The organism is Micrococcus sp. KRD128, from assembly GCF_017168395.1.
In the GTDB taxonomy this organism is placed as follows: Bacteria; Actinomycetota; Actinomycetes; order Actinomycetales; family Micrococcaceae; genus Micrococcus; species Micrococcus luteus.
In genome coordinates this window covers 123,617-147,619 of the sequence record NZ_JABFAX010000004.1, presented here as the reverse complement: position 1 = coordinate 147,619, position 24,003 = coordinate 123,617, and the positions used below count along the sequence as shown (strand labels likewise).

Annotated in this window: 24 protein-coding genes, 4 tRNA genes, 1 pseudogene and 1 riboswitch; of the genes and pseudogenes, 17 read left to right on the top strand and 12 right to left on the bottom strand. The window is 73.0% G+C overall.

The genetic code is table 11. From position 1 onward, the window contains the following. From J1M44_RS02350 to J1M44_RS02340, 3 genes are all read right to left on the bottom strand, one after another. A partial coding sequence (locus J1M44_RS02350; RefSeq protein ID WP_342356561.1) for a GNAT family N-acetyltransferase occupies positions 1–612 on the bottom strand: 612 nt, incomplete at its 3' end. Between the two features lie 5 nt (positions 613–617). Continuing rightward, positions 618–1,943, bottom strand: coding sequence for a lysine N(6)-hydroxylase/L-ornithine N(5)-oxygenase family protein (locus tag J1M44_RS02345; protein WP_144824119.1), 1,326 nt, complete (start codon positions 1,941–1,943; stop codon positions 618–620). Beyond that, complete coding sequence (locus J1M44_RS02340) at positions 1,940–3,535, bottom strand: pyridoxal phosphate-dependent decarboxylase family protein (RefSeq protein ID WP_144824117.1); 1,596 nt, start codon at positions 3,533–3,535, stop codon at positions 1,940–1,942. The genes J1M44_RS02345 and J1M44_RS02340 overlap by 4 nt, the downstream gene beginning before the upstream one ends. Before the next feature lie 161 nt (positions 3,536–3,696). On the opposite strand from J1M44_RS02340, the gene J1M44_RS02335 reads away from it, so the two are divergent. Further along, positions 3,697–4,587, top strand: coding sequence for a siderophore-interacting protein (locus J1M44_RS02335; RefSeq protein ID WP_049147987.1), 891 nt, complete (start codon positions 3,697–3,699; stop codon positions 4,585–4,587). A gap of 97 nt (positions 4,588–4,684) precedes the next feature. Here the strand turns inward: J1M44_RS02335 and J1M44_RS02330 are convergent. From J1M44_RS02330 to J1M44_RS02315, 4 genes are all read right to left on the bottom strand, one after another. Then, a tRNA-Gly gene (locus J1M44_RS02330) sits at positions 4,685–4,761 on the bottom strand. A gap of 28 nt (positions 4,762–4,789) precedes the next feature. Continuing rightward, a tRNA-Val gene (locus J1M44_RS02325) sits at positions 4,790–4,861 on the bottom strand. 58 nt (positions 4,862–4,919) lie between these two features. Continuing rightward, positions 4,920–4,990 (bottom strand) — tRNA-Cys (locus tag J1M44_RS02320). An 18-nt stretch (positions 4,991–5,008) separates the two neighbouring features. Further along, positions 5,009–5,082: transfer RNA gene (locus J1M44_RS02315), tRNA-Gly, on the bottom strand. 158 nt (positions 5,083–5,240) lie between these two features. On the opposite strand from J1M44_RS02315, the gene J1M44_RS02310 reads away from it, so the two are divergent. The 11 genes from J1M44_RS02310 to J1M44_RS11840 all read left to right on the top strand — a co-directional run bounded on the left by J1M44_RS02310 (position 5,241) and on the right by J1M44_RS11840 (position 15,411). Then, a complete protein-coding gene (locus J1M44_RS02310; RefSeq protein WP_049161043.1) occupies positions 5,241–6,230 on the top strand; it encodes a hypothetical protein in 990 nt (329 codons plus the stop codon). Continuing rightward, the gene (def, locus tag J1M44_RS02305; RefSeq protein ID WP_004167575.1) at positions 6,227–6,802 is read left to right on the top strand and encodes a peptide deformylase; all 576 of its coding nucleotides are present in this window, start codon (positions 6,227–6,229) and stop codon (positions 6,800–6,802) included. The genes J1M44_RS02310 and def overlap by 4 nt, the downstream gene beginning before the upstream one ends. Continuing rightward, entirely contained in the window at positions 6,799–7,899 is a 1,101-nt protein-coding gene (locus J1M44_RS02300) for a methionyl-tRNA formyltransferase (protein ID WP_049161042.1), read from the top strand. Before def ends, J1M44_RS02300 begins: the two co-directional genes overlap by 4 nt. Then, positions 7,896–9,527 carry an RsmB/NOP family class I SAM-dependent RNA methyltransferase gene (locus J1M44_RS02295; protein ID WP_144824115.1) on the top strand — a complete coding sequence of 544 codons (1,632 nt, stop codon included), beginning with the start codon at positions 7,896–7,898 and terminating at the stop codon, positions 9,525–9,527. The genes J1M44_RS02300 and J1M44_RS02295 overlap by 4 nt, the downstream gene beginning before the upstream one ends. Positions 9,528–9,543: 16 nt before the next feature. Next, positions 9,544–10,215: a ribulose-phosphate 3-epimerase gene (gene rpe, locus J1M44_RS02290; RefSeq protein ID WP_087114312.1), complete on the top strand. Its 672-nt coding sequence runs from the start codon at positions 9,544–9,546 to the stop codon at positions 10,213–10,215. Between the two features lie 94 nt (positions 10,216–10,309). Next, positions 10,310–10,454: riboswitch (FMN riboswitch) on the top strand. Between the two features lie 82 nt (positions 10,455–10,536). Next, positions 10,537–11,241 carry a nicotinamide riboside transporter PnuC gene (gene pnuC / locus J1M44_RS02285; RefSeq protein ID WP_060774910.1) on the top strand — a complete coding sequence of 235 codons (705 nt, stop codon included), beginning with the start codon at positions 10,537–10,539 and terminating at the stop codon, positions 11,239–11,241. After that, positions 11,238–12,371, top strand: a complete 1,134-nt coding sequence (ribD, locus tag J1M44_RS02280) for a bifunctional diaminohydroxyphosphoribosylaminopyrimidine deaminase/5-amino-6-(5-phosphoribosylamino)uracil reductase RibD (RefSeq protein ID WP_144824113.1) — start codon at positions 11,238–11,240, stop codon at positions 12,369–12,371. The genes pnuC and ribD overlap by 4 nt, the downstream gene beginning before the upstream one ends. Beyond that, a complete protein-coding gene (locus tag J1M44_RS02275) occupies positions 12,372–13,028 on the top strand; it encodes a riboflavin synthase (RefSeq protein WP_144824111.1) in 657 nt (218 codons plus the stop codon). Further along, on the top strand, positions 13,025–14,338 hold the full coding sequence (gene ribB / locus J1M44_RS02270) for a 3,4-dihydroxy-2-butanone-4-phosphate synthase (RefSeq protein ID WP_206480479.1): 1,314 nt from the start codon (positions 13,025–13,027) through the stop codon (positions 14,336–14,338). Before J1M44_RS02275 ends, ribB begins: the two co-directional genes overlap by 4 nt. After that, entirely contained in the window at positions 14,335–14,817 is a 483-nt protein-coding gene (gene ribH, locus J1M44_RS02265; RefSeq protein WP_144824109.1) for a 6,7-dimethyl-8-ribityllumazine synthase, read from the top strand. The genes ribB and ribH overlap by 4 nt, the downstream gene beginning before the upstream one ends. A 465-nt stretch (positions 14,818–15,282) precedes the next feature. Beyond that, a complete protein-coding gene (locus J1M44_RS11840) occupies positions 15,283–15,411 on the top strand; it encodes a hypothetical protein (RefSeq protein WP_260840770.1) in 129 nt (42 codons plus the stop codon). Between the two features lie 378 nt (positions 15,412–15,789). Here the strand turns inward: J1M44_RS11840 and J1M44_RS02260 are convergent, their stop codons facing one another. The 5 genes from J1M44_RS02260 to arsB all read right to left on the bottom strand — a co-directional run bounded on the left by J1M44_RS02260 (position 15,790) and on the right by arsB (position 19,750). Then, positions 15,790–16,386, bottom strand: a complete 597-nt coding sequence (locus tag J1M44_RS02260) for a cadmium resistance transporter (protein WP_002855767.1) — start codon at positions 16,384–16,386, stop codon at positions 15,790–15,792. After that, positions 16,383–16,742, bottom strand: a complete 360-nt coding sequence (gene cmtR / locus J1M44_RS02255; RefSeq protein ID WP_002855766.1) for a Cd(II)/Pb(II)-sensing metalloregulatory transcriptional regulator CmtR — start codon at positions 16,740–16,742, stop codon at positions 16,383–16,385. Before cmtR ends, J1M44_RS02260 begins: the two co-directional genes overlap by 4 nt. A gap of 98 nt (positions 16,743–16,840) precedes the next feature. Next, positions 16,841–18,178, bottom strand: a complete 1,338-nt coding sequence (locus tag J1M44_RS02250; protein ID WP_186309373.1) for an FAD-dependent oxidoreductase — start codon at positions 18,176–18,178, stop codon at positions 16,841–16,843. 28 nt (positions 18,179–18,206) lie between these two features. Continuing rightward, the gene (locus J1M44_RS02245) at positions 18,207–18,635 is read right to left on the bottom strand and encodes an arsenate-mycothiol transferase ArsC (RefSeq protein ID WP_144824105.1); all 429 of its coding nucleotides are present in this window, start codon (positions 18,633–18,635) and stop codon (positions 18,207–18,209) included. Positions 18,636–18,658: 23 nt separating this feature from the next. Further along, the gene (gene arsB / locus J1M44_RS02240; protein WP_002855763.1) at positions 18,659–19,750 is read right to left on the bottom strand and encodes an ACR3 family arsenite efflux transporter; all 1,092 of its coding nucleotides are present in this window, start codon (positions 19,748–19,750) and stop codon (positions 18,659–18,661) included. 82 nt (positions 19,751–19,832) lie between these two features. Between arsB and J1M44_RS02235 the strand changes: the two genes are divergently transcribed. The 5 genes and pseudogenes from J1M44_RS02235 (at position 19,833) to hisF (ending at position 23,908) form a co-directional block, all read left to right on the top strand. After that, the gene (locus tag J1M44_RS02235; protein WP_036334534.1) at positions 19,833–20,198 is read left to right on the top strand and encodes an ArsR/SmtB family transcription factor; all 366 of its coding nucleotides are present in this window, start codon (positions 19,833–19,835) and stop codon (positions 20,196–20,198) included. Further along, positions 20,149–20,627: pseudogene (locus tag J1M44_RS02230) on the top strand (arsenate reductase ArsC). The gene J1M44_RS02235 and the pseudogene J1M44_RS02230 overlap by 50 nt, the downstream one beginning before the upstream one ends. Before the next feature lie 1,297 nt (positions 20,628–21,924). Beyond that, complete coding sequence (locus J1M44_RS02225) at positions 21,925–22,188, top strand: phosphoribosyl-ATP diphosphatase (protein WP_002855752.1); 264 nt, start codon at positions 21,925–21,927, stop codon at positions 22,186–22,188. 54 nt (positions 22,189–22,242) lie between these two features. Further along, positions 22,243–23,091 carry an ATP phosphoribosyltransferase gene (gene hisG / locus J1M44_RS02220; protein ID WP_144824103.1) on the top strand — a complete coding sequence of 283 codons (849 nt, stop codon included), beginning with the start codon at positions 22,243–22,245 and terminating at the stop codon, positions 23,089–23,091. Between the two features lie 46 nt (positions 23,092–23,137). Next, on the top strand, positions 23,138–23,908 hold the full coding sequence (gene hisF, locus J1M44_RS02215; RefSeq protein WP_144824101.1) for an imidazole glycerol phosphate synthase subunit HisF: 771 nt from the start codon (positions 23,138–23,140) through the stop codon (positions 23,906–23,908). Positions 23,909–24,003: the final 95 nt, after the last annotated feature.

The following is a 24,003-nucleotide window of genomic DNA, read 5'->3' as shown; positions in this document are numbered from 1 at the left end:
GAGCGGGGGCTCGGGGAGGGTGAGGTCCAGCCCGGCGGCGAGGACGCCGATCCGGCTGGCAGTGAAGGACTCGGGCGTGGCGATCGAGAGCATCGCCGTCTTGGATCCCAGCGCCACGGGACCGAGCTCCGTGAACCCGGCGGCCAGGTTCTTCGCCCGGATGGCGGCGTTGCGCTCGTCCGGCTCGACGACGACGCGCCGCGCCCCCGGCTGGGCCAGGCACCAGCGCACCACCGCGGCCATCACCAGGTCCGTGGTCCCGGGCACCGGGGTGTCCGTCGGGGCGACGAGCACGTGCAGGCCGACGTCGCCGGGCGCGCCCGCATACCGTCCGGCCAGCTCCGAGTGGGCCGGGTCGTAGACCTCCACCAGGAAGGTCGCGGTCCCGTCCACGAGCCCCACGTGCGCGTGGTGGTGCGGGTGCGCGGCGATCGCCTCGTACTCGGCCACGACGTCGGCCAGGCCCGCCTCCGTCATCTCCCAGTACACGGCGTGCGGGGACGTCACCCACCGGTGCAGCAGCGGATGGTCCTGCGCGCCCACGGGACGGAGCTCCACACGACGGGCCGCGCTCGCGGCCGCACCGTCCACGGTGGTCTGCGGCGGCGTCACGGCGCTCACCGGACGCCCGCCGCGACGGCACCGAAGTCCTGGAACGCGATCGACTCGGCCTGCGCGTAGACCTCACGGCCGGCGATCGTGCTGAGGATGCGGCCGCTGTGCTCCGCCGCCATGCCCAGGTCCGGGCCGGTGAGCCCCAGGGGCTGTTCGGCGGTGTTGTGCACGAAGATCCGGCGGCCGCTCACGTCGATCGCGTGGTCCGCGTTCGCCGTCGTCCGACCGTCCTCCGCGCGCAGCAGGTGCCGCACCGGCTCCAGGAACGGATGGTCCGGGTGGCGGTAGCCCGTGCCCGCGACGACACGGTCCACCACGTGCCGCCCGGTCACCCCGGTCTCCTCGTCGCGCAGGGTGACCTCCACCCGGGGCGCACCCGGGCCCGCGACCAGGCGGGCGTCCGTCACCGACGTGCCCGGCCACAGCCGGGCCGGGTCCAGCGGACCCACCTGGCGCTCGTACAGCGCGTGGTAGACGTCCTCGATCGTGTACTCGCTGATCCCCTTGTACAGGGACCGGTGGGATGCGTTGATCTCATCCCGCCGCGCCCGGGGCAGAGTGGCGAAGTGCCGCTCATAGTCCAGCGAGGTCAGCTCGAGCGTGAGCTGGCCGACCTCCATGCCGAAGAACCGGGGTGAGCGCGTGACCCACGTGAGGTCCGGGTGGCCCGCGTTCAGCAGGTCCAGGGCGCACTCCGCCGCCGACTGGCCGCTGCCCACCACCAGGACCGACCCGGCCCCGGCGATGTCCTCGCGACGGCCCATGTACTCACCCGTGTGCACCACGGGGGACGCGCCGACCCGGGCCGACTCCTCCGCGACGCGTGCCAGCGGCACGGGCAGGGACGGCACCGTGCCCGTGCCCACCACCACGTGGTCGGCCCGGTGCGTGCTGGTCCCGGCCGCGGAGGCCGCCTCCACCACGAACTCGTCCGCCTGATCGTCCCACCGCACCGCCGTCACCGTGGTCGCGTAGGCGATGCCGGGCAGCTGGGCTGCCACCCACGCGCAGTAGTCTGAGAACTCCCGCCGCAGCGGGTACCAGGAACCCCGGATGTAGAAGCGGTGCAGCCGGCCCATCGCCTTGAGATACGCCAGGAACGAGTACGGGGAGGTCGGGTCCGCGAACGTCACCAGGTCCGCGAGGAACGGCACCTGGATCTGCGCGCCCGGCAGCATCATGCCCGGGTGCCACACGAACGCGTCGCGGCTCTCCACCACCTCCACCTCGACGTCGGGCAGCGGGTGGGCCAGCGCGGCCAGGCTCAGGTTGAACGGGCCCAGCCCGATCGCGAGCACGCGGCGGGGGGACGTGGACGCCGGGCTCATGCGCACACCCGCTCTCCGTGCTCGTCCACGCGCGCCGCCGACGGACGCGGTCCCGCCGAAGGGGGAAGCGCGCAGGACACGGAGGCCGACGGGACATGCGGACGATTCCGCCCCGCCCCGCGCCACCGATGACGGCTCGCCCGCACCGCGTCGACGTGCCGCAGCGCCGCCTCCTCCACGACGTCGACCAGCTCCTCCAGCTCGCCCGAGGTGACCGCGGGGTTCAGGATCGTGAACTTCAGATGGGGCACCCCGTCCACCACCGTCGTCGCGATCAGCGCGCGCCCGCCGGCCACCAGCTCCCGGTGCGTCGCCGCCTGCACCGCCGTGCACTCCTCCTCCGACAGTCCCTCGGCCCGCACCCGGAACAGCACCGTCACCAGCGTCGGATCCTCCAGCACCGCGAACGTCGGCCGGGCCCGCAGGATCCCGCACGCCTGCCGCGTGCGCTCGCGCGCCCCCGCGAACAGGGACACCACCGCCTCGGCCCCATGCTCACGCAGCGTCAGCCACAGCTTGAGCGAATCGAACCGGCGGCTCGTCTGCAAGGACCGATCCGCCAGGTTCGGATGGACGCTGTCCTCCGGGTTCAGGTAGTCCGCATGCACCGTCACATGGCGCAGGCTCTCGGCGTCCCGCACCACCAGCGCGCTGCAGGCCAGCCCCACGTAGAACGTCTTGTGGAAGTCCATCGTCACCGAGTCCGCACGGTGCAGCCCCGGCAGCTCGTGGCGCGTCGCCGCGCTCGCGGCGAGGATCCCGCCCACGGCCGCGTCCGCATGGACCCACATCCCGTGGCGTTCGGCGACGTCGGCGATGGCCGGCAGCGGGTCGATGGCGCCGCGGTCGGTGGTCCCCAGCGTCGCGACGACGGCCATCGGCACGGCACCGGCGGCCACCTCACGTTCGACCGCCTCGGCCAGGGCCCCGGGGTCCAGACGCCCGGCGGCGTCGGTGGGGACGACGACCACGGCGTGGCGACCCAGCCCGAGCAGGCCGGCTGCCTTGGCGATGCTGTAGTGCGTGGCGGCGCTGACGAAGACGCGCAGCGAGCCGAGCACCTCGGCGGGCAGGTCGGCGAGCCCGGCGTGGCCGGTGAGGCGCTGCACGGCGCGGCCGCGGGCCAGCGTCATGGCCTGCAGGTTGGAGGCCGACCCTCCGGAGGTGAAGACGCCGTCGCCCGCGGCGAACCCGCACCAGCGTCCGACCTCGGCCAGGAGCCGCTGCTCCATGAGCGCCGCGGAGCGGGCCTGGTCCCAGGACTCGACCGCCGTGTTGAGCGCCCCGAGCACGGTGTCCGCTGCGGTGCTGGAGAGCAGGACCGGGCAGTTGAGGTGAGCGGCATAGCGCGGGTGGTGGTAGGCGGTGGTCTGGTGGGCGTAGAGCTCCGCGACCTCGGCGAGGGCGTCGTCGAGGCTGCCCGTCGGCTGCGAGAAGTCGACGGCGCCGACGGCGTCGGCCAGGTGCGTCGACGGGGTGTCCGGGTGGACCCCCGCGCGGTCGTAGGCGGTGTCGACGGCCACCCGGGCCGCCCTGCCGGTGGCGTCGAGGTAGGCGGCGGGATCGCCGAGTCCGAACAGGCGAGGGAGCATGGGAGGGCCTTCCGTGAGGGGGTCGTCGGCTCCGGGCGGCGTGCGCCACGGACGTCCCGCACAGTAGGGAAGCCTTACCTAAGAAAGCAAATACGCAACAATGACGTGACGTATTCAAAGGGAGGACTCCAGCAAAGGTGAGGCTCACCTATGCTGACCGGATGACGAGCTCCTCCGTCCTCCCCCCGCCTGCCGCCCGTCCCTCGCGTGTCGAGGCCCTGCAGATGAAGGCCTACCGCGGGCTCGCGGCCCTCGGCCAGGCGATGCCCGTTGACCGCGACGAGTATCCGCAGTGGACCATGACGGTCCGCGCCACGTGGCTGCTCGCCCCCCGGCTGCGTCGTCTCACGTTCGCCGCGGAGGAGTTCCGCACGTTCACCCCGCAGGGCTGCGACGAGTACTTCGGGCTGCTCACCCCGCCCCCGGGGCGGGCGCTCGTGATGCCCGATCCCGCGGCGCTCAATGCGCGGCGAGCGGTCGGGCGGATCCCCGAGGACGTGCGGCCGGATCTGCGGTGGTACACGGTCGCCGAGCACCGGCCCTCCGTAGGTGAGATCGACGTCGACGTCGTCGTGCACGACCATGCGGGCCCCGCCGGCACGTGGGCGCGCACCGCACGTCCGGGCGACGTCGCCGGCTTCCGCACCGGGACGGGCGCCTATCGTCTGCCGGCGGCGGGGGAGTCGCACCTCGTGGTGGGGGACGAGACCGCAGTCCCGAGCATCGCCGCCGCCCTCGCCGCGCAGCGTCGCACGCCGCGCGGGGGCCGGATGGACGTCGTCCTGGAGGTGCCCGGCCGTGACCACGTCCCCGCCCTCGAGGTCCCGGAGGGCGCCACGCTCACGGTCCTGCACCGCGGAGACGCCGTGCCGGGCGCCCTGCTCACGCCGCACCTCGAGGACCTCCCCGCCGCGCCCCGCGACCACGTGTGGGCGTGCGGCGAGCAGTCGCTCGCGACGGCGGCGCGGCGGGTGATAGTCCGCCGCGGCATCGCACCGAAGCGCGCGATCATGTTCAGCGGCTACTGGCGGGTGGACGGCCCGCGGCTCTGATCCCGTCCGACGGTCGGCGTCCGTGCTCCGAGCACGAGGCCGACCGCACGCCCCGGAACGACGAAGGGCCCCTCCGTCAGGAGGGGCCCTTCGTGTGTGGAGCGGATGACGAGATTCGAACTCGCGACCTCCACCTTGGCAAGGTGGCGCTCTAGCCAACTGAGCTACATCCGCCTGAGTCGATCCTCACGGATCGTCTCCGTGCGCGATACTGGGTTCGAACCAGTGACCTCTTCCGTGTCAGGGAAGCGCGCTACCGCTGCGCCAATCGCGCTCGTCCACCTCCGAGGAGGTGATGAACATGCCGCCACTCCCGGTCGGAGAAGCCTGCGAGGTCGGGACGGGATTCGAACCCGCGTATACGGCTTTGCAGGCCGCTGCCTCGCCTCTCGGCCACCCGACCAGGGGTGAAGGTTGAGCGAGCGGATGACGAGATTCGAACTCGCGACCTCCACCTTGGCAAGGTGGCGCTCTAGCCAACTGAGCTACATCCGCGTGTCGGTGCCGCCGGGATCCGCTCGATTGAGCCGCTCACCTGCGTTTTCCAACGAGAAAGAACTCTAGGCCATCTCCGCCCGGATGCAAAATCGGCGTCGGCAGGCGTGTCGGGCCACCCCGTCGGGGGTCTGTGGACCCTGCCAGAATGGCTGACCATGACCCAGCCACGCCTCGCGCATCAGACCCCTCTCGGGCGCATGTACGCGCGCTCCCTCTCGGGCCTGCCCGAGGTCCCGTCCATCACCACCGTGATCGGCATGGAGAAGACGGACCTGGACGGCTGGGTCGGGTGGATGGCGGCCCAGTCCGTGACCCAGGATCCGCGCCTGGCGGAATCCGTGGGCTCCGCGGCGCGCCTGAAGCAGGTGGCCCGCCAGTCTGCCGACGCCGCCGCCCGCTATCGGGACGCCGCGGCCGAGCGCGGGGACCGCGTGCACGACTACGCCGAGCAGGTCGCCCAGCGCGCCCTCGGCCGCCCCCACACCATGGCGGAGGCCCGGGCCCGGCTGATCGAGCACGGCGAGGGCGCCTACGCGGACCGCTTCGACGAGTGGTGGGACCTCTACGACGTCCGGCCGATCGCGGCCGAGATCACCGTCTGGAACCACACGGTGGGCTACGCGGGCACGCTGGACCTCGTCGCCCGGATCGGTGGCCGGCTGTGCCTGATCGACTACAAGACGAAGGGCACGGGGCGGGACGGACGGGTCAAGGCGCTCGACCCCAAGGTGGTCATGCAGCTGACTGCCGGCCTGAAGGCGGAGGAGTCCCTGGTGGACCCCGAGGCCGGCACCTGGGAGGAGTGGCGGCACGGTCAGGCCGAGATGCTGCTCGGCGTCGCCCTGGGGGAGACCGAGGTCGCCGTGCATCAGGCGAACCCGGGCGTGCTGCCCCGCCACTGGCACAAGTTCTGGGCCCTGCGCCAGGTCTGGAGGCACGCGCAGGCCGTGGACGACGCCGGACCTGCGCTCCGCGTCATCGGCCCGCCTCCGCCGTCGGTCCCGGCGTCGGCGGCCACCGGCCTGCAGGCCGTGCGCGCCGCGGCGTTCGGCGGCGGCTCCCACGCCGCCCCGGACGTGGCGCCCGACGGGTCGTCGTCGCGCCCGGCGTCCGCCGCCGAGGGCGGCGATAGGGTGACGGCGTGACCGTCCTGCCCGTCCGCACCGTCCCCGACCCCGTCCTGCGCACCGCCGCGTCGCCCGTCCCCGCGGGGGCGGACGTGCGCGCCCTCGTGACGGACATGATCGCGACGATGCACGCCGTCGGGGGCGTGGGCCTGGCCGCGCCCCAGGTGGGCGTGGGTCTGCGCGTCTTCGTGTTCGACGTCGCCGGCGTCGCCGGGCATGTGGTCAATCCCGTGCTCGAGACCGCCGGGCAGGCGCTGCGGGAGCCGGGCGAGGGGTGTCTGTCCGTGCCGGGGCTGCGCTACCACCCGGCGCGCGCCGCCGAGGCCGTCGTCCGCGGCACCGACGTGGACGGGAACCCGGTGGAGCACCGGGGGACCGGCCTGCTCGCCCGCTGCCTCCAGCACGAGACCGACCACCTCGACGGGATCCTCTACGTCGACCGTCTCGACGGCGAGGAACGCCGTGAGGCCCGCCGCCGCATGCGCGCCGGCGAGGTGGACCGCGCCGCTCGCCGCATCGGGGCCGCGCGCGCGGCCGCCGTCAGCTCGGCCTTCGGCGCCCCCGCCGCCGGAACAGGAGCCGCCCGATGACCGCCCCGACGCCCCTGCGCGTGCTCTACGCCGGCACGCCCGAGACCGCCGTGCCCATGCTTCGCGCCCTGCTCGACTCGCCCCACGAGGTCGTCGGCGTGCTCACCCGGCCGGACGCCCCGGTCGGGCGCCGGCGGGTGCTGACCCCGTCGCCGGTCGCGGTCGTGGCCGAGGAGGCGGGCCTGCCCGTGCTCAAGGCCGACCGACTCCGCGGACCCGAGGGCGCCGATGCCCTCCAGGCGATTCGCGCGCTGGAGGCGGACGTGGCCGTCGTCGTCGCCTACGGGGCCCTCGTGCCCGCCGAGGCCCTGCAGATCCCGCGCCACGGCTGGCTCAACCTGCACTTCTCCGCGCTGCCGGCCTACCGCGGTGCCGCCCCCGTCCAGCGCGCCGTGATGGCCGGGGAGACCGAGATCGCCGCCGACGTGTTCCAGCTCGAAGAGGGCCTGGACACCGGACCCGTCTTCGCCCGCCTCACCCGCCCCGTCGCGGCCGACGAGACCGCCGGGGCCGTGCTCACCGACCTCGCCGAGCGCGGCGGCCCGCTCGTGATCGACGTGCTCGACCGCCTGGCGGACGGCACCGCGACGGCCACGCCCCAGCGCGGCGCACCCACCCACGCGCCGAAGCTCACGGCCGCAGACGGCCTGGTGGACCCCGCCCGCCCGGCGGCCGAGGTGGCCGCCCGGATCAACGGCGTCACCCCCGAGCCCGGCGCCTGGGGCTGGCTGACCGCGGGCGACGGCGCCGCCCCGGCCCGCTTCAAGCTCGACGGCGTCGCCCCGGTCCGCGCCGGCGACGACGGCTGGCCCCCCGCCCTCGACGCCGCGGTTCCCGGGCAGATCCTGGTGGCCGCGAAGGCCGCCTGGCTGCGCACCGCCGGGGGGGCCGTCCGGCTCTCCCGCGTCCAGCCGGCGGGCAGGAAGCTGATGCCGGCCGCCGACTGGGCGCGCGGCGCCGCCGCCGGGGCCGCGCTGCTGGCCGGGGAGGAGCTCGCCGACCACGAGGCGCAGGTCCGTCAGGAGGCCGCCGCCCGGGCGGCGGCACGCGAGGCCGCGCGGAACACCGCGGCACAGGACGAGGAGGCACGCGCATGAGCCGCGAAGGACAGCCAGGACGGGGCCGGGGCGAGCGAGGCGCCCGCGGGGAACGCGGCCGCGCACCCCGGTCGGACGCCCAGGACCGCCGCGACGCGCAGGGGCGCACCCGCAACCGGGGTCGCTCCGGCGCCGGGCGGAAGTACTCGGCGCAGGCGCCGTCGCAGCGCTCCCGCACCTCCGACCCGGCGCGCCGCGTCGCGTTCGGGGTGGTCCGCGCCGTCCACGCCGAGGACGCGTACGCGAACCTGGTCCTCCCGGCGCGCATCCGCCAGGCCCGCCTCGACCGGCGCGACGCCGGCTTCGCCACCGAACTCGCCTACGGCACCCTGCGCGGCCTCGGCCTGTACGACGCGATCCTGACCCGCTGCGTGGACCGCCCGCTCGAGAAGATCGACCCACCCGTGCTCGATGCCCTGCGGCTCGGCGCCCACCAGCTGCTGGGCATGCGCGTGCCCGCCCACGCCGCCCTCGACGCCACCGTCTCCCTCGTGCGGGCCGAGATCGGGGCCGGCGCCTCCGGGTTCGTGAACGCGGTGCTGCGTCGGGTCGCCGAACGGCCCCTCGAGGAGTGGCTGGCCGACGTCGCCCCCGCCGACGGCGGCGACGCCGCCCTGGCCGTCCGCGCCTCACACCCGGCGTGGATCGTCCGCGCGCTGCGCCAGGCCCTGGCCGCCCACCGCGGCACCCGCCACATCGCCGACCGCGACGCCGAGCTGGCCGCCCTGCTCGAGGCGGACAACGCCCCGCCCGTGGTCAACCTCGTCGCCCTGCCCGTGGCCGGTGGGTCAGAGGCGCTTGCCGCGGCCCTCGACGACGGCGCCGAACCCGGGCCGCTGGCCCCGGACTCCGCCCTGCACTCCGGCGGCGACGCCGGCCGCCTGCCCGGGGTGCGCGAGGGCGTGCTCCGCGTCCAGGACGCCGGCTCCCAGCTCACCGCCCGGGCCCTGGCCCAGGCACCCGTGCCCGCGGCCGCGGGGCGGGCCGAGCGCTGGCTCGACCTGTGCGCCGGCCCCGGCGGCAAGGCGGCCCTGCTGGCCGCCCTCGCCGCCGAGCGGGGGGCGACGCTCGTGGCCAACGAGGTCGCCCCGCACCGCGCCGACCTCGTCCGGCAGGCACTTGCCGCCGTGCCCGCCGACGCCTGGACCGTCCGGGCCGGGGACGGCCGCACGATCGCCGACGCCCCCGAGGCGGCCTCGGCGTTCGACCGCGTCCTCGTGGACGCCCCCTGCACCGGCCTCGGTGCGCTGCGCCGTCGTCCCGAGTCGCGCTGGCGCCGCACCCCGGCCGACCTCGCCGAGCTCACCGGCCTGCAGGCCGAGCTGCTCGACGCGGCGGTCACCGTCCTGGCCCCCGGCGGGGTGCTCGCCTACGTGACCTGCTCCCCGCACGTCGCGGAGACCGTCGTCCAGGTCCAGGACCTCGTGCGCCGCCACCCCGATCTGGAGCTGCTCGACGCCGGCACCGCCCTCGACGCCGTCGCGCTCGACGATCTGCGCCTGGACGAGGCCGAACCCGCCGGCGGGCCGGAGCCGGGCGACGTGGTCGCCCACACGGCCCAGCTCTGGCCGCACCGGCACGGCACCGACGCCATGTTCCTGGCCCTGCTGCGCGCCCCCGGCGCCTGACCGAGAGGACCCGACCATGACCGCCCGCGCCCCGCGCCTGCACCCCTCGATCCTGTCCGCGGACTTCGCCCGCCTCGCCGACGAGCTGGCCCGCATCCCCAGCGCGGACGCGGTGCACGTGGACGTCATGGACAACCACTTCGTCCCGAACCTCACCCTCGGCCTGCCCGTGGTCGAGGCGATCCGACGCGCCACGGACCTGCCGCTGGACCTCCACCTGATGATCGAGGACGCCGACCGCTGGGCGCCGGGCTACGCGGAGGCGGGGGCCGAGTCCGTGACCTTCCACGCCGAGGCCTCGGCGGCGCCCGTCCGACTGGCCCGCGAGCTGCGCGCGGCCGGAGCGAAGGCCGGCATGGCGCTGCGGCCGGCGACCGCGGTCGAGCCCTACCTGGACATGCTCCCGGAGCTGGACATGCTACTGCTGATGACCGTGGAGCCCGGCTTCGGGGGGCAGGCGTTCCTCGACGTCGTGCTGCCGAAGATCCGGCGGGCCCGCCGCGCCCTCGACGGCGGGCCCGCCCCGCTGGCCCTGCAGGTCGACGGCGGCGTGAACCGCGAGACCATCGAACGCGCGGCCGAGGCCGGGGCCGACGTGTTCGTGGCCGGCTCCGCGGTGTTCGGCGCCGAGGACCCCGACGCCGCCCTCGTCGGCCTGCGCACCGCCGCCGCCCGCGCCTGCCACTGAGCCCGGAGACGCGGTCGCCCGGCCGCCGCGCCGGACGTCGCCCGGCGTCGTCCGTCGTCCCCGGCCGGCCGGGCGTGCGATACTGCTGGACAGCAACGTGCTCCGAGATGCGGTGGAAGTCCGCACCGGCGGTGACAGCCCGCTAACCGCGCGGCCCGTCCTCATCCGAGGCGGTGCCGAGCGGCCTGACCGGTGGAATTCCGGTGCCGACCGTACAGTCGGGATGGGAGAGGCACGCGGCGGAGCCGTTCCGCGCCCTGCGCGGGAGGGCTGCGGAGCGCACCCCTCGGAGTCCCGATCCGAGGAGGTGGCGTCACGGTCATGGACTGGCTGGTGGACGCGTTCAACTGGACCATCCCGGTCGCCGGCGGCGGCCTGCTCATGCGCGAGGTGCTGGGCAACGTCTTCGGCCTCGCCTCCGCCCTGGGCGGCATGGCGCGCAGGGTCTGGGCCTGGCCCGTGGGCATCCTCGGCAACCTCATCCTGCTGACGGTCTTCCTCGCCTCCCTGTTCACGGGGGCCGACCACGCCACCCTGCTCGGCCAGGCCGGCCGACAGGTCATGTTCATCGCCGTCTCCGTCTACGGCTGGGCGCGCTGGCGTCAGGCCCGCCGGGGCCGCGCCGAGGACGCCCCCGCCATCACCCCGGAGTGGGCCGGCTGGCGCGGGCGCGTGTTCCTCGTGACGGCCATGGCGGTCGGCACCGTCGCCCTCACCCCCGTATTCCGCGCGCTGGGTTCGTGGGAGCCGGTGTGGGCGGACGCCTGGACGTTCGTGGGATCGCTGCTGGCGACCTACGGCATGGCGCGCGGCTGGGTGGAGTTCTGGCTGATCTGGGTGGCCGTGGACGTCGTCGGCGTGCCCCTGCTGTGGAGCACCGGCTACTACGCCTCGGCCGTGATGTACGCCTTCTACGGCGCCTTCACCCTGATCGGCTTCTTCGTGTGGCTGCGCGCCACGGACCGGGACAAGCCCGCCGTGGAGACGCTGCTGCCCGACGGCCCCGAGGGGGACGTCGCCCGATGAGCACCGCCGAGACCCCGTCCGCCGACCCCATGGACCTCGCCGTCCGCGCCGCGCTGCGCGGCGTGCGCGGCGCCAACCCCCTCGTCGGGGCCGTCCTGACCGACGAGGCCGGCCGCGTCCTGGCCGTCGGCCACCACCGCGGACGGGGGACCGCCCACGCCGAGGTCGACGCCCTGACCCGCTGGCGGGCCGCCCGTGCCGCGGATCCGGCCCTGGCCGCCCTCGACCCCGCCGGCCTGACGCTGCACGTCACCCTCGAGCCCTGCGACCACACCGGCAGCACCGGCCCCTGCTCGCAGGCCGTCCTGGACGCGGGGATCGGCGCACTGCGCTACGCCGTCGCGGACCCCACCGGCCACGACGGCGGCGGCGCGGCCCGCCTCGCCGCGCACGGGGTGCACGTCACCGGCCCCACCGGCGAGGCGGCCGCCCTCGCGCTCTCCGCCCGCTGGCGCGAGGTCCGCGACGCAGGCCGCCCGTGGGTGACCGGGCACCTCGCCCAGTCCCTCGACGGCCACGCCGCGGCCGCCGACGGCACGAGCCAGTGGATCACCGGCCCGGACTCCCGCGTCCACGCCCACGAGGTGCGCTCCCGCGTCGACGCCATCGTCGTCGGCACGGGGACCGTCCTGGCCGACGACCCCCGCCTCACCGCCCGTGACGCCGCCGGCGCCGAACTCGCACACCAGCCCGTGCCCGTCGTCCAGGGTCACCGGCCCGTGCCCGACGGCGCCGCCCTGCGCACCCACCCGGTCCTGCTGCACGTGCCGGACCACGACCCGCACGCCGTCCTCGCGGCGCTCGCCGCCCATCGCGGGCCCTGGCCCCACGGCCGCCGTGCCGAGCACGTGCTCATCGAGGGCGGGCCTCGCGTGCTCGGCGCGTGGCTGCGCGCCGGCCTCGTGGACGAGCTGATGGTCTACACCGCGCCCCTGCTGCTCGGCCCGGGCCGCGCCGCCGTCGCCGGCCTGGGGGTCGCCACGCTGTCCGGGGCACTGCGCTGGCACCCCGACCCCGCGGAGGGCGGCCCCGTCCGTGCCCTCGGCGACGACGTCTGGACCCACCTGAGCCCGGTGCCGGCCCCGCGCCTGCCCACCGCCCCCGCCCCGACCCGTTTCCAGGAGGACTGAGTGTTCACCGGCATCGTCACCCATCTCGGCACCGTCGTCGCCCTCGAGCACGACGCGGCTGCCGACACCGCCCTGCTGACCCTCGACGCCGGCGGTGCCCTCGACGGGCTGCCCGCCGGCGGCTCGCTCGCCGTCGACGGCGTGTGCCTCACGGCCCTCGACGGGCCCACGGAGCGCCCCGGCATGTTCCGTGCCGACCTCATGGGCCAGACGCTGCGGATGACCAGCCTCGGCGACCGCGCCCCGGGGGACCGGGTCAACCTCGAGCGCTGTCTGCGCCCCACCGACCACCTGGACGGGCACGTGGTCCAGGGCCACGTGGACGGGACCGGCGAGGTCCTCGCGGTCACCCCGCTCGGGGCCTGGACCACCCTGCGCATCGGCCTGCCCGCCCGCCTGGCGCGCTATGTCCCCGCGCAGGGGGCCATCGCCCTGCAGGGCGTCTCCCTCACCGTCACCGCCGTCTCCGACCCGGGCGCGGCCGCGCACTGGTTCGAGGTCGGCATCATCCCGGCCACGCTCGAGGCCACCACCCTGGGCGCCCTGCGGCCGGGCGACCGCGTCAACCTCGAGACCGACGTGCTCGCCCGGTACGCCGAGCGTCTCGCGCTCATCCCGTCCGCCCCCGCCGCACCCACCGAGGAGGCCCGTCCGTGAGCGAGCACATCCGTCTGGACCCCGTCCCCGCGGCGATCGCCGCGATCGCCGCCGGCCGGCCCGTCGTCGTCGTGGACGACGCCGACCGCGAGAACGAGGGAGACCTGATCTACGCGGCCGCCCTGGCCGCCGACGAGGTCACCGCCTTCACGGTGCGCCACACCTCCGGCGTCATCTGCGCCCCCATGCCCGCGCCGTGGGCGGACCGGCTGGAGCTGCCGCCCATGACCACCGTCAACGAGGACCCCAAGGGCACCGCCTACACCGTGTCCGTGGATGCCGCCGCCGGCGTCACCACCGGCATCTCCGCCGCCGACCGCACGCAGACCCTGCGCGTGCTTGCGGGGGAGGAGTCGACCCCCGGTGACCTGACCCGGCCCGGTCACGTGTTCCCCCTGCGCGCCGTCCCCGGCGGCGTCCGGGCCCGCCGCGGCCACACCGAGGCCGGCGTCGAGCTGTGCCGCCTGGCCGGCGTCGCGCCCGTGGCCGCCATCGCCGAGCTCGTCCACGACGACGGCACCATGATGCGCCTGCCCGCCCTGCGGGAGTTCTCCGACGAGCACGGCCTCGCGCTGATCTCCATCGAGGACCTCGTGGCCCACCTGGAGGAGACGACGCCGGCCCTGACCGCCGTCCCCGCCGAGGCCACCCTGCCGACCCGGCACGGCCTGTTCCGCGTGAGCGTGCACGTGGACGCCGAGACCGGGACCGAGCACCTGCTGCTCGTGGCGGGCGAGACCGACCCGGAGCGTCCCCTCACCGTCCGCGTGCACTCGGAGTGCCTCACCGGCGACGTCCTCGGCTCCCTGCGCTGTGACTGCGGCCCCCAGCTCGAGGACGCCCTGGCCCGCGCGGCGACCGAGGGCGGCGCCGTCCTCTACCTTCGGGGCCACGAAGGACGCGGCATCGGCCTGGCCAACAAGATCCGTGCCTACCGGCTCCAGGAGGAGGGGATGGACACCGTCGAGGCCAACCTCGCCCTCGGTCTGCCCGCCGAGGCGCGCGACTGGGCCGGGGCCGCCGCCGTCCTCACGGCCGCCGGCCATCGGCGCATCCGCCTCGTCACCAACAACCCCGCGAAGGTCGCGGGGCTGCGGGCGGCCGGCATCGACGTCGTCGAGCGTGTCCCGGCCCCCACGCCCGTCACCGAGCACAACGTCGTCTACCTGCGCACCAAGCGGGACCGGATGGCCCACGCCCTGGCGGATCGCGTGCTCGCACCGCCGACGGCCACCGGTGGCCCCGCCACGCCGGTCGATGACCCGACCACCGACCCGACCCACCCCACCCACCAGGAGGACACCCCATGAGCGGCGCCGGAGCCCCGACCTTCACCCCCGACCCCGCCGCTGCGAGCGGCCTGGACGTGGCGATCGTCGCCGCCCAGTGGCACACGGAGATCATGGACGGGCTGATCGCCGGGGCGCAGGCCGCCGCGGCCGACCTGGGCCTGAACCCCGCGCTCGTGCGCGTGTCCGGCACCGTCGAGCTCACCGTCGCTGCGGCGCGGCTGGCGGAGCGCTTCGACGTCGTCGTGGTCCTCGGCGTCGTGGTGCGCGGGGACACCCCGCACTTCGACTACGTGTGCCAGTCCGTGACCCAGGGCGTGACGGAGGTCTCGGTGCGCACAGGCGTTCCCGTGGGCTTCGGCGTGCTCACCGTGGACACCGAGCAGCAGGCCCGCGACCGGGCGGGCCTGTCCGGATCCCGCGAAGACAAGGGCCGCGAGGCCCTCGAGGCGGCGGTGCTCACCGAGCTCGCCCTGCGCTCGGTCACGCCGCGGGACTGAGGGTGGCCGGGCGGGGCTGCCTGGTGAGCCGGCTGCTCTTGACGGGGACCCTGTCCCAGGGGCCGGTGGGGGTGAGCGCAGGCCGGTCAGCCGTGCCCGTCCGGAACGCCGGCAGCCGCTCGCCGTCATGGATGGGCTCATCAGGGCCTCCCAGCCGGGGGACCCGACGGTCGAGGCGGAGAGCGAAGCCCCCGCCCATCGGCTCGGACTATCGAGATCACATCGCTCCCAAGGATCAGACCGTCGCAGTCGAGGAGCGGCGCGAGACCGGGCTGTTGCTCACCCCCCTGGTGCCGGCCCGCTCCATCGTCCCCAAGGCGCGTCTGGCCTGCGACTGGCTAGGCCGCTACGAGAAGGGCGAGCCCCCAAGTCCCGGCCCCCGGAGCGGTGATCCCCGCAGAACCGGCAACAGCCTCGGACCCGACCAGCGGGTACGCGCCCCTGGCCCGGCGTGGGGCGCCGACCGTGGCGCTGAACGTGCGGGTGCCCGAAGCGATCCGCGACGTGGTGCGTCGAAAGGCCGCAACGAACGCGGCAACGCCCGGCCAAGCAGCAGTCATCGAGGCCTTGGTCCGCCCGCACCTGATGCACTGACCGGTGCGACAGGTCGAGGGGTCTGAGCTGATCCTCCAGGCCATCGGCGACGCCTATCCCTTCCAGGGCTGAGGACCCCTGTGCGTCCTGGGTGCTGGCCCCGTGTTCCCTGCGCAACGTGGGCAGGCTGAAAGGCGTCTGCTACAAACCCTGCTGGGGCCGGTGTTGTGGCGCACTGATTGACGTCAGTCTTCGGCCGTCTGGCTGTGACTGTTGCAGGTATGTGGCGGCATTCTTGCTGAGATACGTGGCGGCAAGGACCGTCCATCCAGGAACGACACTGTTCGCAAGCTGGGGCCAGCAACGATCGCCAGGACGTCGGCATCGACAATGCCCGGAGATCTCTTTGTGGTGGTGGCCGCCGATCAGGAAGCGTGGTTAGAAACCGAAGGCCCCGCCGCTGACCAGGATGAAGAAACCCAGGCCGATCAGCACGATGGGGAACAGGATGTGTTCCCAGCGCTCCAGGACCTCAGCGATCGGTCTGCGGGTGGCGACGAACTTGGCCAGGCCCACCAGCACCGCGACCAGGGCCAGGAACACGATGCAGTAGGCAGCCACAGCCCCCGGGCCGACGCTGAGGAAGACCGGGGCGTAGACGCCGATGTTGTCCCCGCCGTTGGCGAAGGTCACCCCGGCCACGGTCCAGACGGCGACATTCTTGCCCTCGATCTTGGCGTCATCATCGTCTTCGCCTCTGCGCCACCCCTGCCAGGCCGCCCACACTCCCAGGCCCAGCGGGATGAGCCCGAAGTAGGGGATGACCCCCGGAGGCAAGAACGCGCCCGCGCCCAAGGACACGAGCACTGCCGCACCCAGGATGCCGGCGAAGCCGAGGTACTGGCCGACCAGGATTCGGACGGTGGTCCCACGCTGGCCCGCACCACGGCCGAAGAACAGGGATAGCACGATGAGGTCGTCGATGTTGGTAACCAGGAACAGACCGATCGCCTGGAGGGCTGAGGACAGGATCACGCGCCCACCCCCTTCTCGCAGCAGCCGGGCACGGAGCAGGCCGGGTCCAGGCACGGGGCACTCTCATCCACCGCGAGGGTGACCTCGACCAGAGCAGTCAGCGCCCGCGCCAGGTGTGCATTGGCGATCTCGTACCGGGTCTGGCGGCCCTCGGCAACGGCGACCGCGATCCCGCAGTCTCGCAAGCACGCCAGGTGGTTCGACACGTTCGACCGGGTCAGCCCCAAGTCCCGCGCCAGTTCGGCCGGGTATGCCGGCCGTTCCAGCAAGGTCATCAGGATCCGCGACCGGGTGGGGTCGGCCATCGCCCGGCCCAACCGGTTCATCACGTCAACACGAGAGGCAATAGTCAGCATTCACTGAACTATACAGTATGAGCTGAACTTACAGTGTCGCCTCGTAAAGCTATGCCCCAGCGGGGCGGCACAGAACGTCGTGCCGTCCCGCTGTTTGCTCATCGGCCGACGGACAGCTCGGTCAGTTGCGGGCTGCCGCAGCAGGCGTCGCCGGCTGGGGCTGGGGCGTCGCAGCTGCCGCCGAGGTCGGTGGTGCATACGCCGGTCTCGGGTAGTTCGAGGTGGACTGCGTCGGCTGCTTTGCGGTCGCCGGCCAGGGCTGCCGCGATGGAGCGGACCTGTTCGTAGCCGGTGGCCATGAGGAAGGTGGGGGCGCGGCCGTAGCTCTCTATCCCCACGATGTAGAAGTTCGTCTCCGGGTGGGCGAGGACTCGCTCACCGTGAGGCTCGACGGATCCGCAGGCGTGGAACTCGGGATCGATCAGCGGCCCCAGCTGGGACGGTGCTTCGACGGCCGGGTCCAGGGCCAGGCGGAGTTCGGAGAGCATTCCGAGATCAGGGCGGAACCCGGTGGCGGGCACCAGCACATCGACGCTCACTTCTCGCTCCCCGTCCGGGGTCACAGCGTGGACGGTCAGCGTGTCGTCGGCTCTGAAGCGAGTGATGGTGAAGGAGGTGAGGACCGCGATGCGTCCGGAGTCGACCAGCTGGCGCAGTCGCGAGCCGAGCGCTCCTCGGGCTGCGAGTTCGTCCTGGTCGCCGCCCCCGTAGACGCGGGTGAGGTCTGCGGTGCGAGCGGCCCACATGATGGTGGTGTCGGCCTCCAGGTCCGCGAGGTCCAGCAGGGTGTTGGCGGCTGAGTGGCCGGCACCGGTCACCATGACTCGCTTGCCGGCGAAGCGGTCACGGTCGCGGCCCTGCACGTCAGGCAGCGGCGCGGTGATGTGGCCCGCGGCGCGGGCCTGCTGCTCGCCGGGAGCAAGGAGCCCGGCCTGTCCGAGCGGGTTGGGCGTGGACCAGGTGCCGGAGGCGTCGATGACGGCCGAGGCGAGGACATCGTCGATGTGCCCGTCAGCGGTCTCGATTCGGACGAGGAAGGGGGTCTCCTCGCGGTGTGCCGTTCGGGTTCTGTCCATGCCTGCTCGGGAGACCGCGGTGACGCGTGCCCCGTAGCGGATCGACTCGGCGAGCTGGGGAAGCTGCGCGAGCGGTTCGAGGTAATGCTCGCGCAGTTCGTGACCGGTCGGGAGAACGTCGGCGTCGGGTGCGGTCCAGCCGGCAGCTTCGAGGAGACGCTGTGCGGCGGCGTCGAGATTGTACTGCCACGGCGAGAAGAGCCGCGTGTGCCCCCACTCGGCGATCGCGGCTCCTGCCGCGGTCCCGGCCTCGAGGATCAGGAACGGCAGGCCGCGCTCAGAGAGGTGGGCGGCGGCGGCCAATCCGATGGGGCCGGCGCCGATGATGGCCACGGGATGTGAGTTCGTTGCGGTGGTCAAGATGATGAGTCTCCTTGCTGCGGGGCGGTCAGTTCGCGGTGCCGGTGAGGTCGGTCAGGAGCTTGCGGACTTGGGTGTCGATGTCGTCGCGGAGCAAGCGCATCCGCTCCATCCCTTCGATGCCGCGCTGAGAGGGCTCATCGGTGTGCCAGGTCGTGACCGGCGCGGTCATGCCCTCGACGGGTTTGATGACGGCTTCGTCGCCGATGACGATCACGTGGTCGACGCTTCGCAGCAGCTCGGGGGTGACCGGCTGCGGGACGGCGGAGGACATGTCCGCGCCGACCTCGGCGATCGCCTCCGCGGACTGGGCGTTGAGGGCGGTGCCCGGGCGGGTGCCGGCGGAATGCACGTCGACCTCATCCCCGGCGTGATGGCGCATGAGGGCGGCGGCCATCTGGGACTTGCCGCCGTTCTTCACGCAGACGAACAGGACGGAAGGGCGCTTCGTGGTCATGGCGAGGGGATCCTTCTGTGGGGTCATCGGGTGGGGGCGGTGGTGTCGCCGGGGAACAGGCGCCGCCCCATAGCGAGGGCGACGTAGACGAGGGCGACGAGGACGGGGACTTCGATCAGCGGGCCGACGACGCCGGCGAGGGCCTGGCCGGAGGTGACTCCGAAGGTGCCGATGGCGACGGCGATGGCGAGCTCGAAGTTGTTACCCGAGGCCGTGAACGCGACGGTCGTGGACTTCGCGTAGTCGAGGCCGATCGCGCGGCCGAGCAGGAAGGACCCCAGGAACATGACGACGAAGTAGACCAGCAGCGGCAGGGCGATGCGGGCCACGTCTCCCGGTGCGGAGATGATCGCGTCGCCCTGGAGGGCGAACAGCAGCACGATGGTGAACAGCAGCCCGTACAGCGCCCAGGGACTGATCTTCGGGAGAAACCGCTCCTCGTACCAGGTCCGACCCTTGGCTCGCTCACCGAGGATGCGGGTCAGGAACCCTGCGACCAGCGGGATCCCGAGGAAGATCAGCACGCTGAGGACGATCGCGCCGATCGAGAACTCGGCCGACGTGGTCGGCAGCCCCAGCCAGGACGGCAGCGCCTGGAGGTAGAACCAGCCCAGGGCACCGAAGGCGATCACCTGGAAGACGGAGTTGATCGCGACCAGCACCGCAGCTGCTTCTCGGTCACCGCAGGCGAGGTCGTTCCAGATGAGGACCATCGCGATGCAGCGTGCGAGCCCGACGATGATCAGGCCGGTGCGGTACTCCGGAAGGTCGGCCAGGAAGATCCAGGCCAGGGCGAACATGAGTGCCGGGCCGACGATCCAGTTCAGCACCAGCGAGGTCACCAGCAGGCGTCGGTCCGCGCCGATGCGCCGGGTCTCGTCGTAGCGGACCTTCGCCAGGACCGGGTACATCATCACCAACAGTCCGATCGCAATGGGCAGGGACACGGATCCGATCTTCACCGCTTCCAGCGCGGTGTTCAGGCCGGGGATGAACCGCCCCAGCAGGAGACCCACTGCCATGGCGGCCAGGATCCACACCGGGAGCCAGCGATCAAGGAAGGACATCTCCTTCATCACGCGGGGCTGCTCCACATCCTTGGTGGTCGTACTCATAAGGGGGGCTGAACCTTCCATCGACGGATATCGATGCGAACGCTATGCTTCACATCGATGACTGTCAATGTAAGGTGGGGGCATGTCCACGACGACCGCGATCACAGCTGCCGGGCTCGAGACGATGAACGGCCCTGAGGAGTGCTGCAGGCTCTCAGCGGGTCCCGTCGACAGCGTCGAGGCCGAGAGGATCGCGTTCTTGCTCAAGGCGCTTTCCGATCCGACCCGTCTCCGGCTTCTATCCCATGTCGCTGCTCAGGGTTGCAATTCGGTCTGCGCCTGTGATCTCACCGAGCCGCTGGGCATCAGCCAGCCGACCGTGAGTCACCACATGAAGAAGCTCGTCGACGCTGGCCTGCTCACGCGCGAGCAGAAGGGCCGCTGGGCGCACTACTCCGTTGTGCCGTCGGCCTTCGCCGAGCTCCGTTCCTTCCTCGACATCGCCTGAACCCCCGCCGCCGACTTTGGAGATCCTCCTGACCGCACGGCCCAGTGTCCTGTTCGTCTGCGTCCACGACGCCGGTCGTTCGCAGATGGCAGCCGGCTGGCTTCGTGAACTCGCCGGCAACCGCATCAAGGTCCGCTCCGCCGGTTCCGCACCCGCCGACACGATCAACCCCGCAGCCGTGGCCGCGATGGAGATGTCGGGATCGACCTCTCCCACCAGACGCCCAAGATTCTCACCCCGGAATCCGTCCAGGCCTCCGACGTCGTGATCACTATGGGCTGCGGTGACGCCTGCCCGTTCTACCCCGGAAAGCCTTACGAGGATTGGCAGCTCGACGATCCGGCCGGCAAGGGAATCGACGAGGTCCGCCCGGTTCGCGACGAGATCCGCGCCAGGGCCGAGGAGCTCATCGCCAGCCTCCGCCCCTAGGGCGCCGGCGACCCCCGCAGCACGGCGCCGCCGCCATGACACACCCTCGCCGGCGGCCCGCCTGCTGAGCCTTGATCACGCCCTACACACCAGTGCCAGCGACCTCGCCCACCGGGATCCCCGCCAAATTCCGGAACCGCGCTCTCCCCATGCGTCCCACTAGGGGGAGGCCGAGCGCAACAGTTACGCAGTAGTCATTTACGGTTATCGTTAAGGTCCGTTCGCGGACTCTTGCGACACATCCGTCGCACTGGGCATACCCCTTTACACACCCCGCCGCCCACAAGGCCATCACGTCAGTCACGGCCCCGGCCCGGGCTATCGGACAGAAGTGTCGGAGGGTCTATGACGTGGTGGGACTGACTGTCGGGGACCTGCAGGTCAGCCCCGGTGTGAGTCGGCCGACGCCCCGCACGGCGGTGCACCGGTTCGCGTCTGGGCGAGCATGGCGGCCCGTCACCCGGTCTGCGGACCAAGGCCCACGAGGATCTCCAGCTCCGGAAGCCAGCCGTCAGGGCCGGGCGGCTCGGGGCTGTAGCGGGCCTCGTAGGAGAACATCGGTGCCCCTGGGGCCGGAGGGAAGAAGGACGTGCCTGCGGCGCTGGGCTCCTCCGGGACCTGGCTGAACATATCGGCTCTGCCGGGCAGCCGGTCTATCTCCACGAGCTGCGCAGCACCGGGAACACGCTCCCATTCCACGCCTTCCACCGCGTTGCCCCATGCCTCCGCCATCGGGAGTGGATCTGTTGCACCCGTTGCAGCCGGGCGCTTACTCGGCGGGCAGGGCGGGATGGGTCTCCGTCATCGTGATGGGTCGTGATCCAGTCCACGGGCCCGAGCGCGGGATCCTGGTCCTCATCCGAGAAGGGGAGAAGGACCATGTCGACGATTTCTCCCACGAGGATCCGCTCGCCGCAGCATTCCTGTTCCCCGTCGGCGACGTAGGCGCGGCTGCGACGCCCGGCGGTGATCTCCATACCCTGGAGCCTAGGTCGGGGGCTCGGGAAGTCGACGAGATGGATGCGTGCGTCGCGGAAGATATCTGGTGCGGTGGGCCCGGGCGGCCGCCCGGAGGATGACCGAGTCTCTTGGATTCGTCCTGGAGCCGCGGTGCTTCGCGCTCGAGCCCCCGATGGGATAGGAGGAGCGTGCAGACATGTCAGGGGAGGACGCTGGGCGGCCGGGGCGTCCCACGTGGGCTCACAGGTGCAGCGCGGGGCGAAGACCCCGCCGTCCCGTCCGTCACAATGACCGACTGCGGTCCGGGCTGGAGGGGCCGGGTCGCTAGGGTGGTCCCGTGAAGACCTTCGACGAGCTGTACGCGGAACTGACGCGCAAGGTGCAGGAGCGCCCCGAGGGCTCCGGCACCGTGGCCCAGATCGACGCCGGCGTCCATGCGATCGGCAAGAAGGTCGTCGAGGAGGCGGCCGAGGTCTGGATGGCCGCCGAGTACGAGTCGGATGAGGCCGCCGCCGAGGAGATCTCTCAGCTGCTGTACCACGTGCAGACCATGATGATCGCCCGCGGCATCAACCTCGAGGACGTCTACCGCCACCTCTGAGGCCGCCGGCCCCGTTCCCCGCCCGCCCCACCGCATCCCCGAGGAGACCGACGCGTGCTGCGCATCGCCGTTCCGAACAAGGGCGCCCTCGCCGAGGCCGCCCGTGAGATCCTGCAGGAGGCCGGCTACCGCCAGCGCCGTGACTCCCGCGAGCTGGTGCTCGTGGACCCCGAGAACCAGGTGGAGTTCTTCTACCTGCGTCCCCGGGACATCGCGGTGTACGTGGGCAAGGGCACCCTCGACGTCGGCCTCACCGGGCGGGACCTGTTCCGCGACGCCCAGGTTGAGGGCACAGCGGAGGAGATCATGGCGCTGGGCTTCGGGCGGTCCGTGTTCCGACTGGCCGCGCCCGTGGGCACGTTCGCCTCCGAGTCCGAGCTGGCCGGCCGGCGCATCGCCACCAGCTACGACGGGCTGCTGCACGCCTACCTGGAGCGCACCGGCCTCGACGCGGAGGTGGTCCACCTCGACGGCGCCGTGGAGTCCTCCGTCAAGCTCGGTGTGGCAGACGCGATCGCCGACGTCGTGGAGACCGGCAGCACCCTGCGCGCCGCCGGCATGGAGGTCTTCGGCGAGCCCATCCTCGATTCGGAGGCCGTGCTGATCGGCCGCGCGGGGGAGCGCCCCGAGGGTCTCGACGTGCTGCTGCGGCGCCTCAAGGGCGTGCTCGTGGCCCGCCGCTGGGTCATGATCGACTACGACATCCGTCGTGACCTGCTGGAGGCGGCCACCGCGGTCACCCCGGGGCTGGAGTCACCGACGGTCTCCCCGCTGCGGGACGAGACGATGGTCGCCGTGCGCTCCATGGTCCGCAAGCCGGACGCCAATCGCGTCATGGACGAGCTGTACGCCCTGGGCGCCCGCGGCATCCTGATCTCCGCGATCCACGCGATCCGCCTCTGACGGCCCGCGCTGTCCCGCCTGAGCCCCCCGAGACGAAGGAGCCGACGTGAGCCTCGCCGTGCGTGTCATCCCCTGCCTGGACGTGGACGCCGGGCGCGTGGTCAAGGGCGTGAACTTCGAGAACTTGCGCCACGCGGGTGACCCGGTCGAGCTCGCCCGTCGCTACAACGCCGCCGGCGCCGACGAGCTCACGTTCCTCGACGTCACCGCCTCCACTTCGGACCGCGCGACCACCTATGACGTCGTGACGCGCACGGCCGAGGAGGTCTTCATCCCGCTGACCGTGGGCGGCGGTGTGCGCACCGTCGAGGACGTGGACCGGCTGCTGCGCACGGGGGCGGACAAGGTCTCCGTCAACACGGCGGCCGTGGCCCGGCCCGAGGTGATCACGGAGATCACCCGACGCTTCGGGTCCCAGGTCCTCGTGCTCTCCCTCGACGCCCGGCGCACGGCGGACCCGGGCTGCGCCTCCGGCTACGAGGTCACCACCCATGGCGGCCGCCGGGGCACCGGCATCGACGCCGTCGCCTGGTGCCGGGAGGCCTCCGAGCGCGGGGTGGGGGAGATCCTGCTCAACTCGATCGACGCGGACGGCACTCGCGAGGGCTTCGACCTGGAGATGATCCGGGACGTGCGCGCCGTGACGCGCGTGCCGCTGATCGCCTCCGGCGGCGCCGGCGAGCCCGAGCACTTCCCGCCCGCCGTCGCGGCCGGCGCGGACGCCGTGCTCGCCGCCTCCCTGTTCCACTTCGGCCCGGACGACATGCTCGCCCGCGTCAAGGACGCCCTGCGGCAGGCGGGGCACACCGTCCGCTGACCCCGACCGGAACCGTCCGCGTCGTCGCGGGAGCGCCGGACCGAGGCTGTGGGGGAGTCCACCCCGGCGGCCACGCCCCGCTCCGGCTCCCTAGA

Excerpts from the sequence above, each read along its gene's own strand:
- J1M44_RS02345 (WP_144824119.1), bottom strand. The coding sequence starts at position 1,943 with ATGAGCCCGGCGTCCACGTCCCCCCGCCGCGTGCTCGCGATCGGGCTG.
- J1M44_RS02340 (WP_144824117.1), bottom strand. The coding sequence starts at position 3,535 with ATGCTCCCTCGCCTGTTCGGACTCGGCGATCCCGCCGCCTACCTCGAC.
- J1M44_RS02335 (WP_049147987.1), top strand. The coding sequence starts at position 3,697 with ATGACGAGCTCCTCCGTCCTCCCCCCGCCTGCCGCCCGTCCCTCGCGT.
- J1M44_RS02310 (WP_049161043.1), top strand. The coding sequence starts at position 5,241 with ATGACCCAGCCACGCCTCGCGCATCAGACCCCTCTCGGGCGCATGTAC.
- J1M44_RS02300 (WP_049161042.1), top strand. The coding sequence starts at position 6,799 with ATGACCGCCCCGACGCCCCTGCGCGTGCTCTACGCCGGCACGCCCGAG.
- J1M44_RS02295 (WP_144824115.1), top strand. The coding sequence starts at position 7,896 with ATGAGCCGCGAAGGACAGCCAGGACGGGGCCGGGGCGAGCGAGGCGCC.
- rpe (WP_087114312.1), top strand. The coding sequence starts at position 9,544 with ATGACCGCCCGCGCCCCGCGCCTGCACCCCTCGATCCTGTCCGCGGAC.
- pnuC (WP_060774910.1), top strand. The coding sequence starts at position 10,537 with ATGGACTGGCTGGTGGACGCGTTCAACTGGACCATCCCGGTCGCCGGC.
- ribD (WP_144824113.1), top strand. The coding sequence starts at position 11,238 with ATGAGCACCGCCGAGACCCCGTCCGCCGACCCCATGGACCTCGCCGTC.
- ribH (WP_144824109.1), top strand. The coding sequence starts at position 14,335 with ATGAGCGGCGCCGGAGCCCCGACCTTCACCCCCGACCCCGCCGCTGCG.
- cmtR (WP_002855766.1), bottom strand. The coding sequence starts at position 16,742 with ATGCTGACTATTGCCTCTCGTGTTGACGTGATGAACCGGTTGGGCCGG.
- J1M44_RS02245 (WP_144824105.1), bottom strand. The coding sequence starts at position 18,635 with ATGACCACGAAGCGCCCTTCCGTCCTGTTCGTCTGCGTGAAGAACGGC.
- arsB (WP_002855763.1), bottom strand. The coding sequence starts at position 19,750 with ATGAGTACGACCACCAAGGATGTGGAGCAGCCCCGCGTGATGAAGGAG.
- J1M44_RS02235 (WP_036334534.1), top strand. The coding sequence starts at position 19,833 with ATGTCCACGACGACCGCGATCACAGCTGCCGGGCTCGAGACGATGAAC.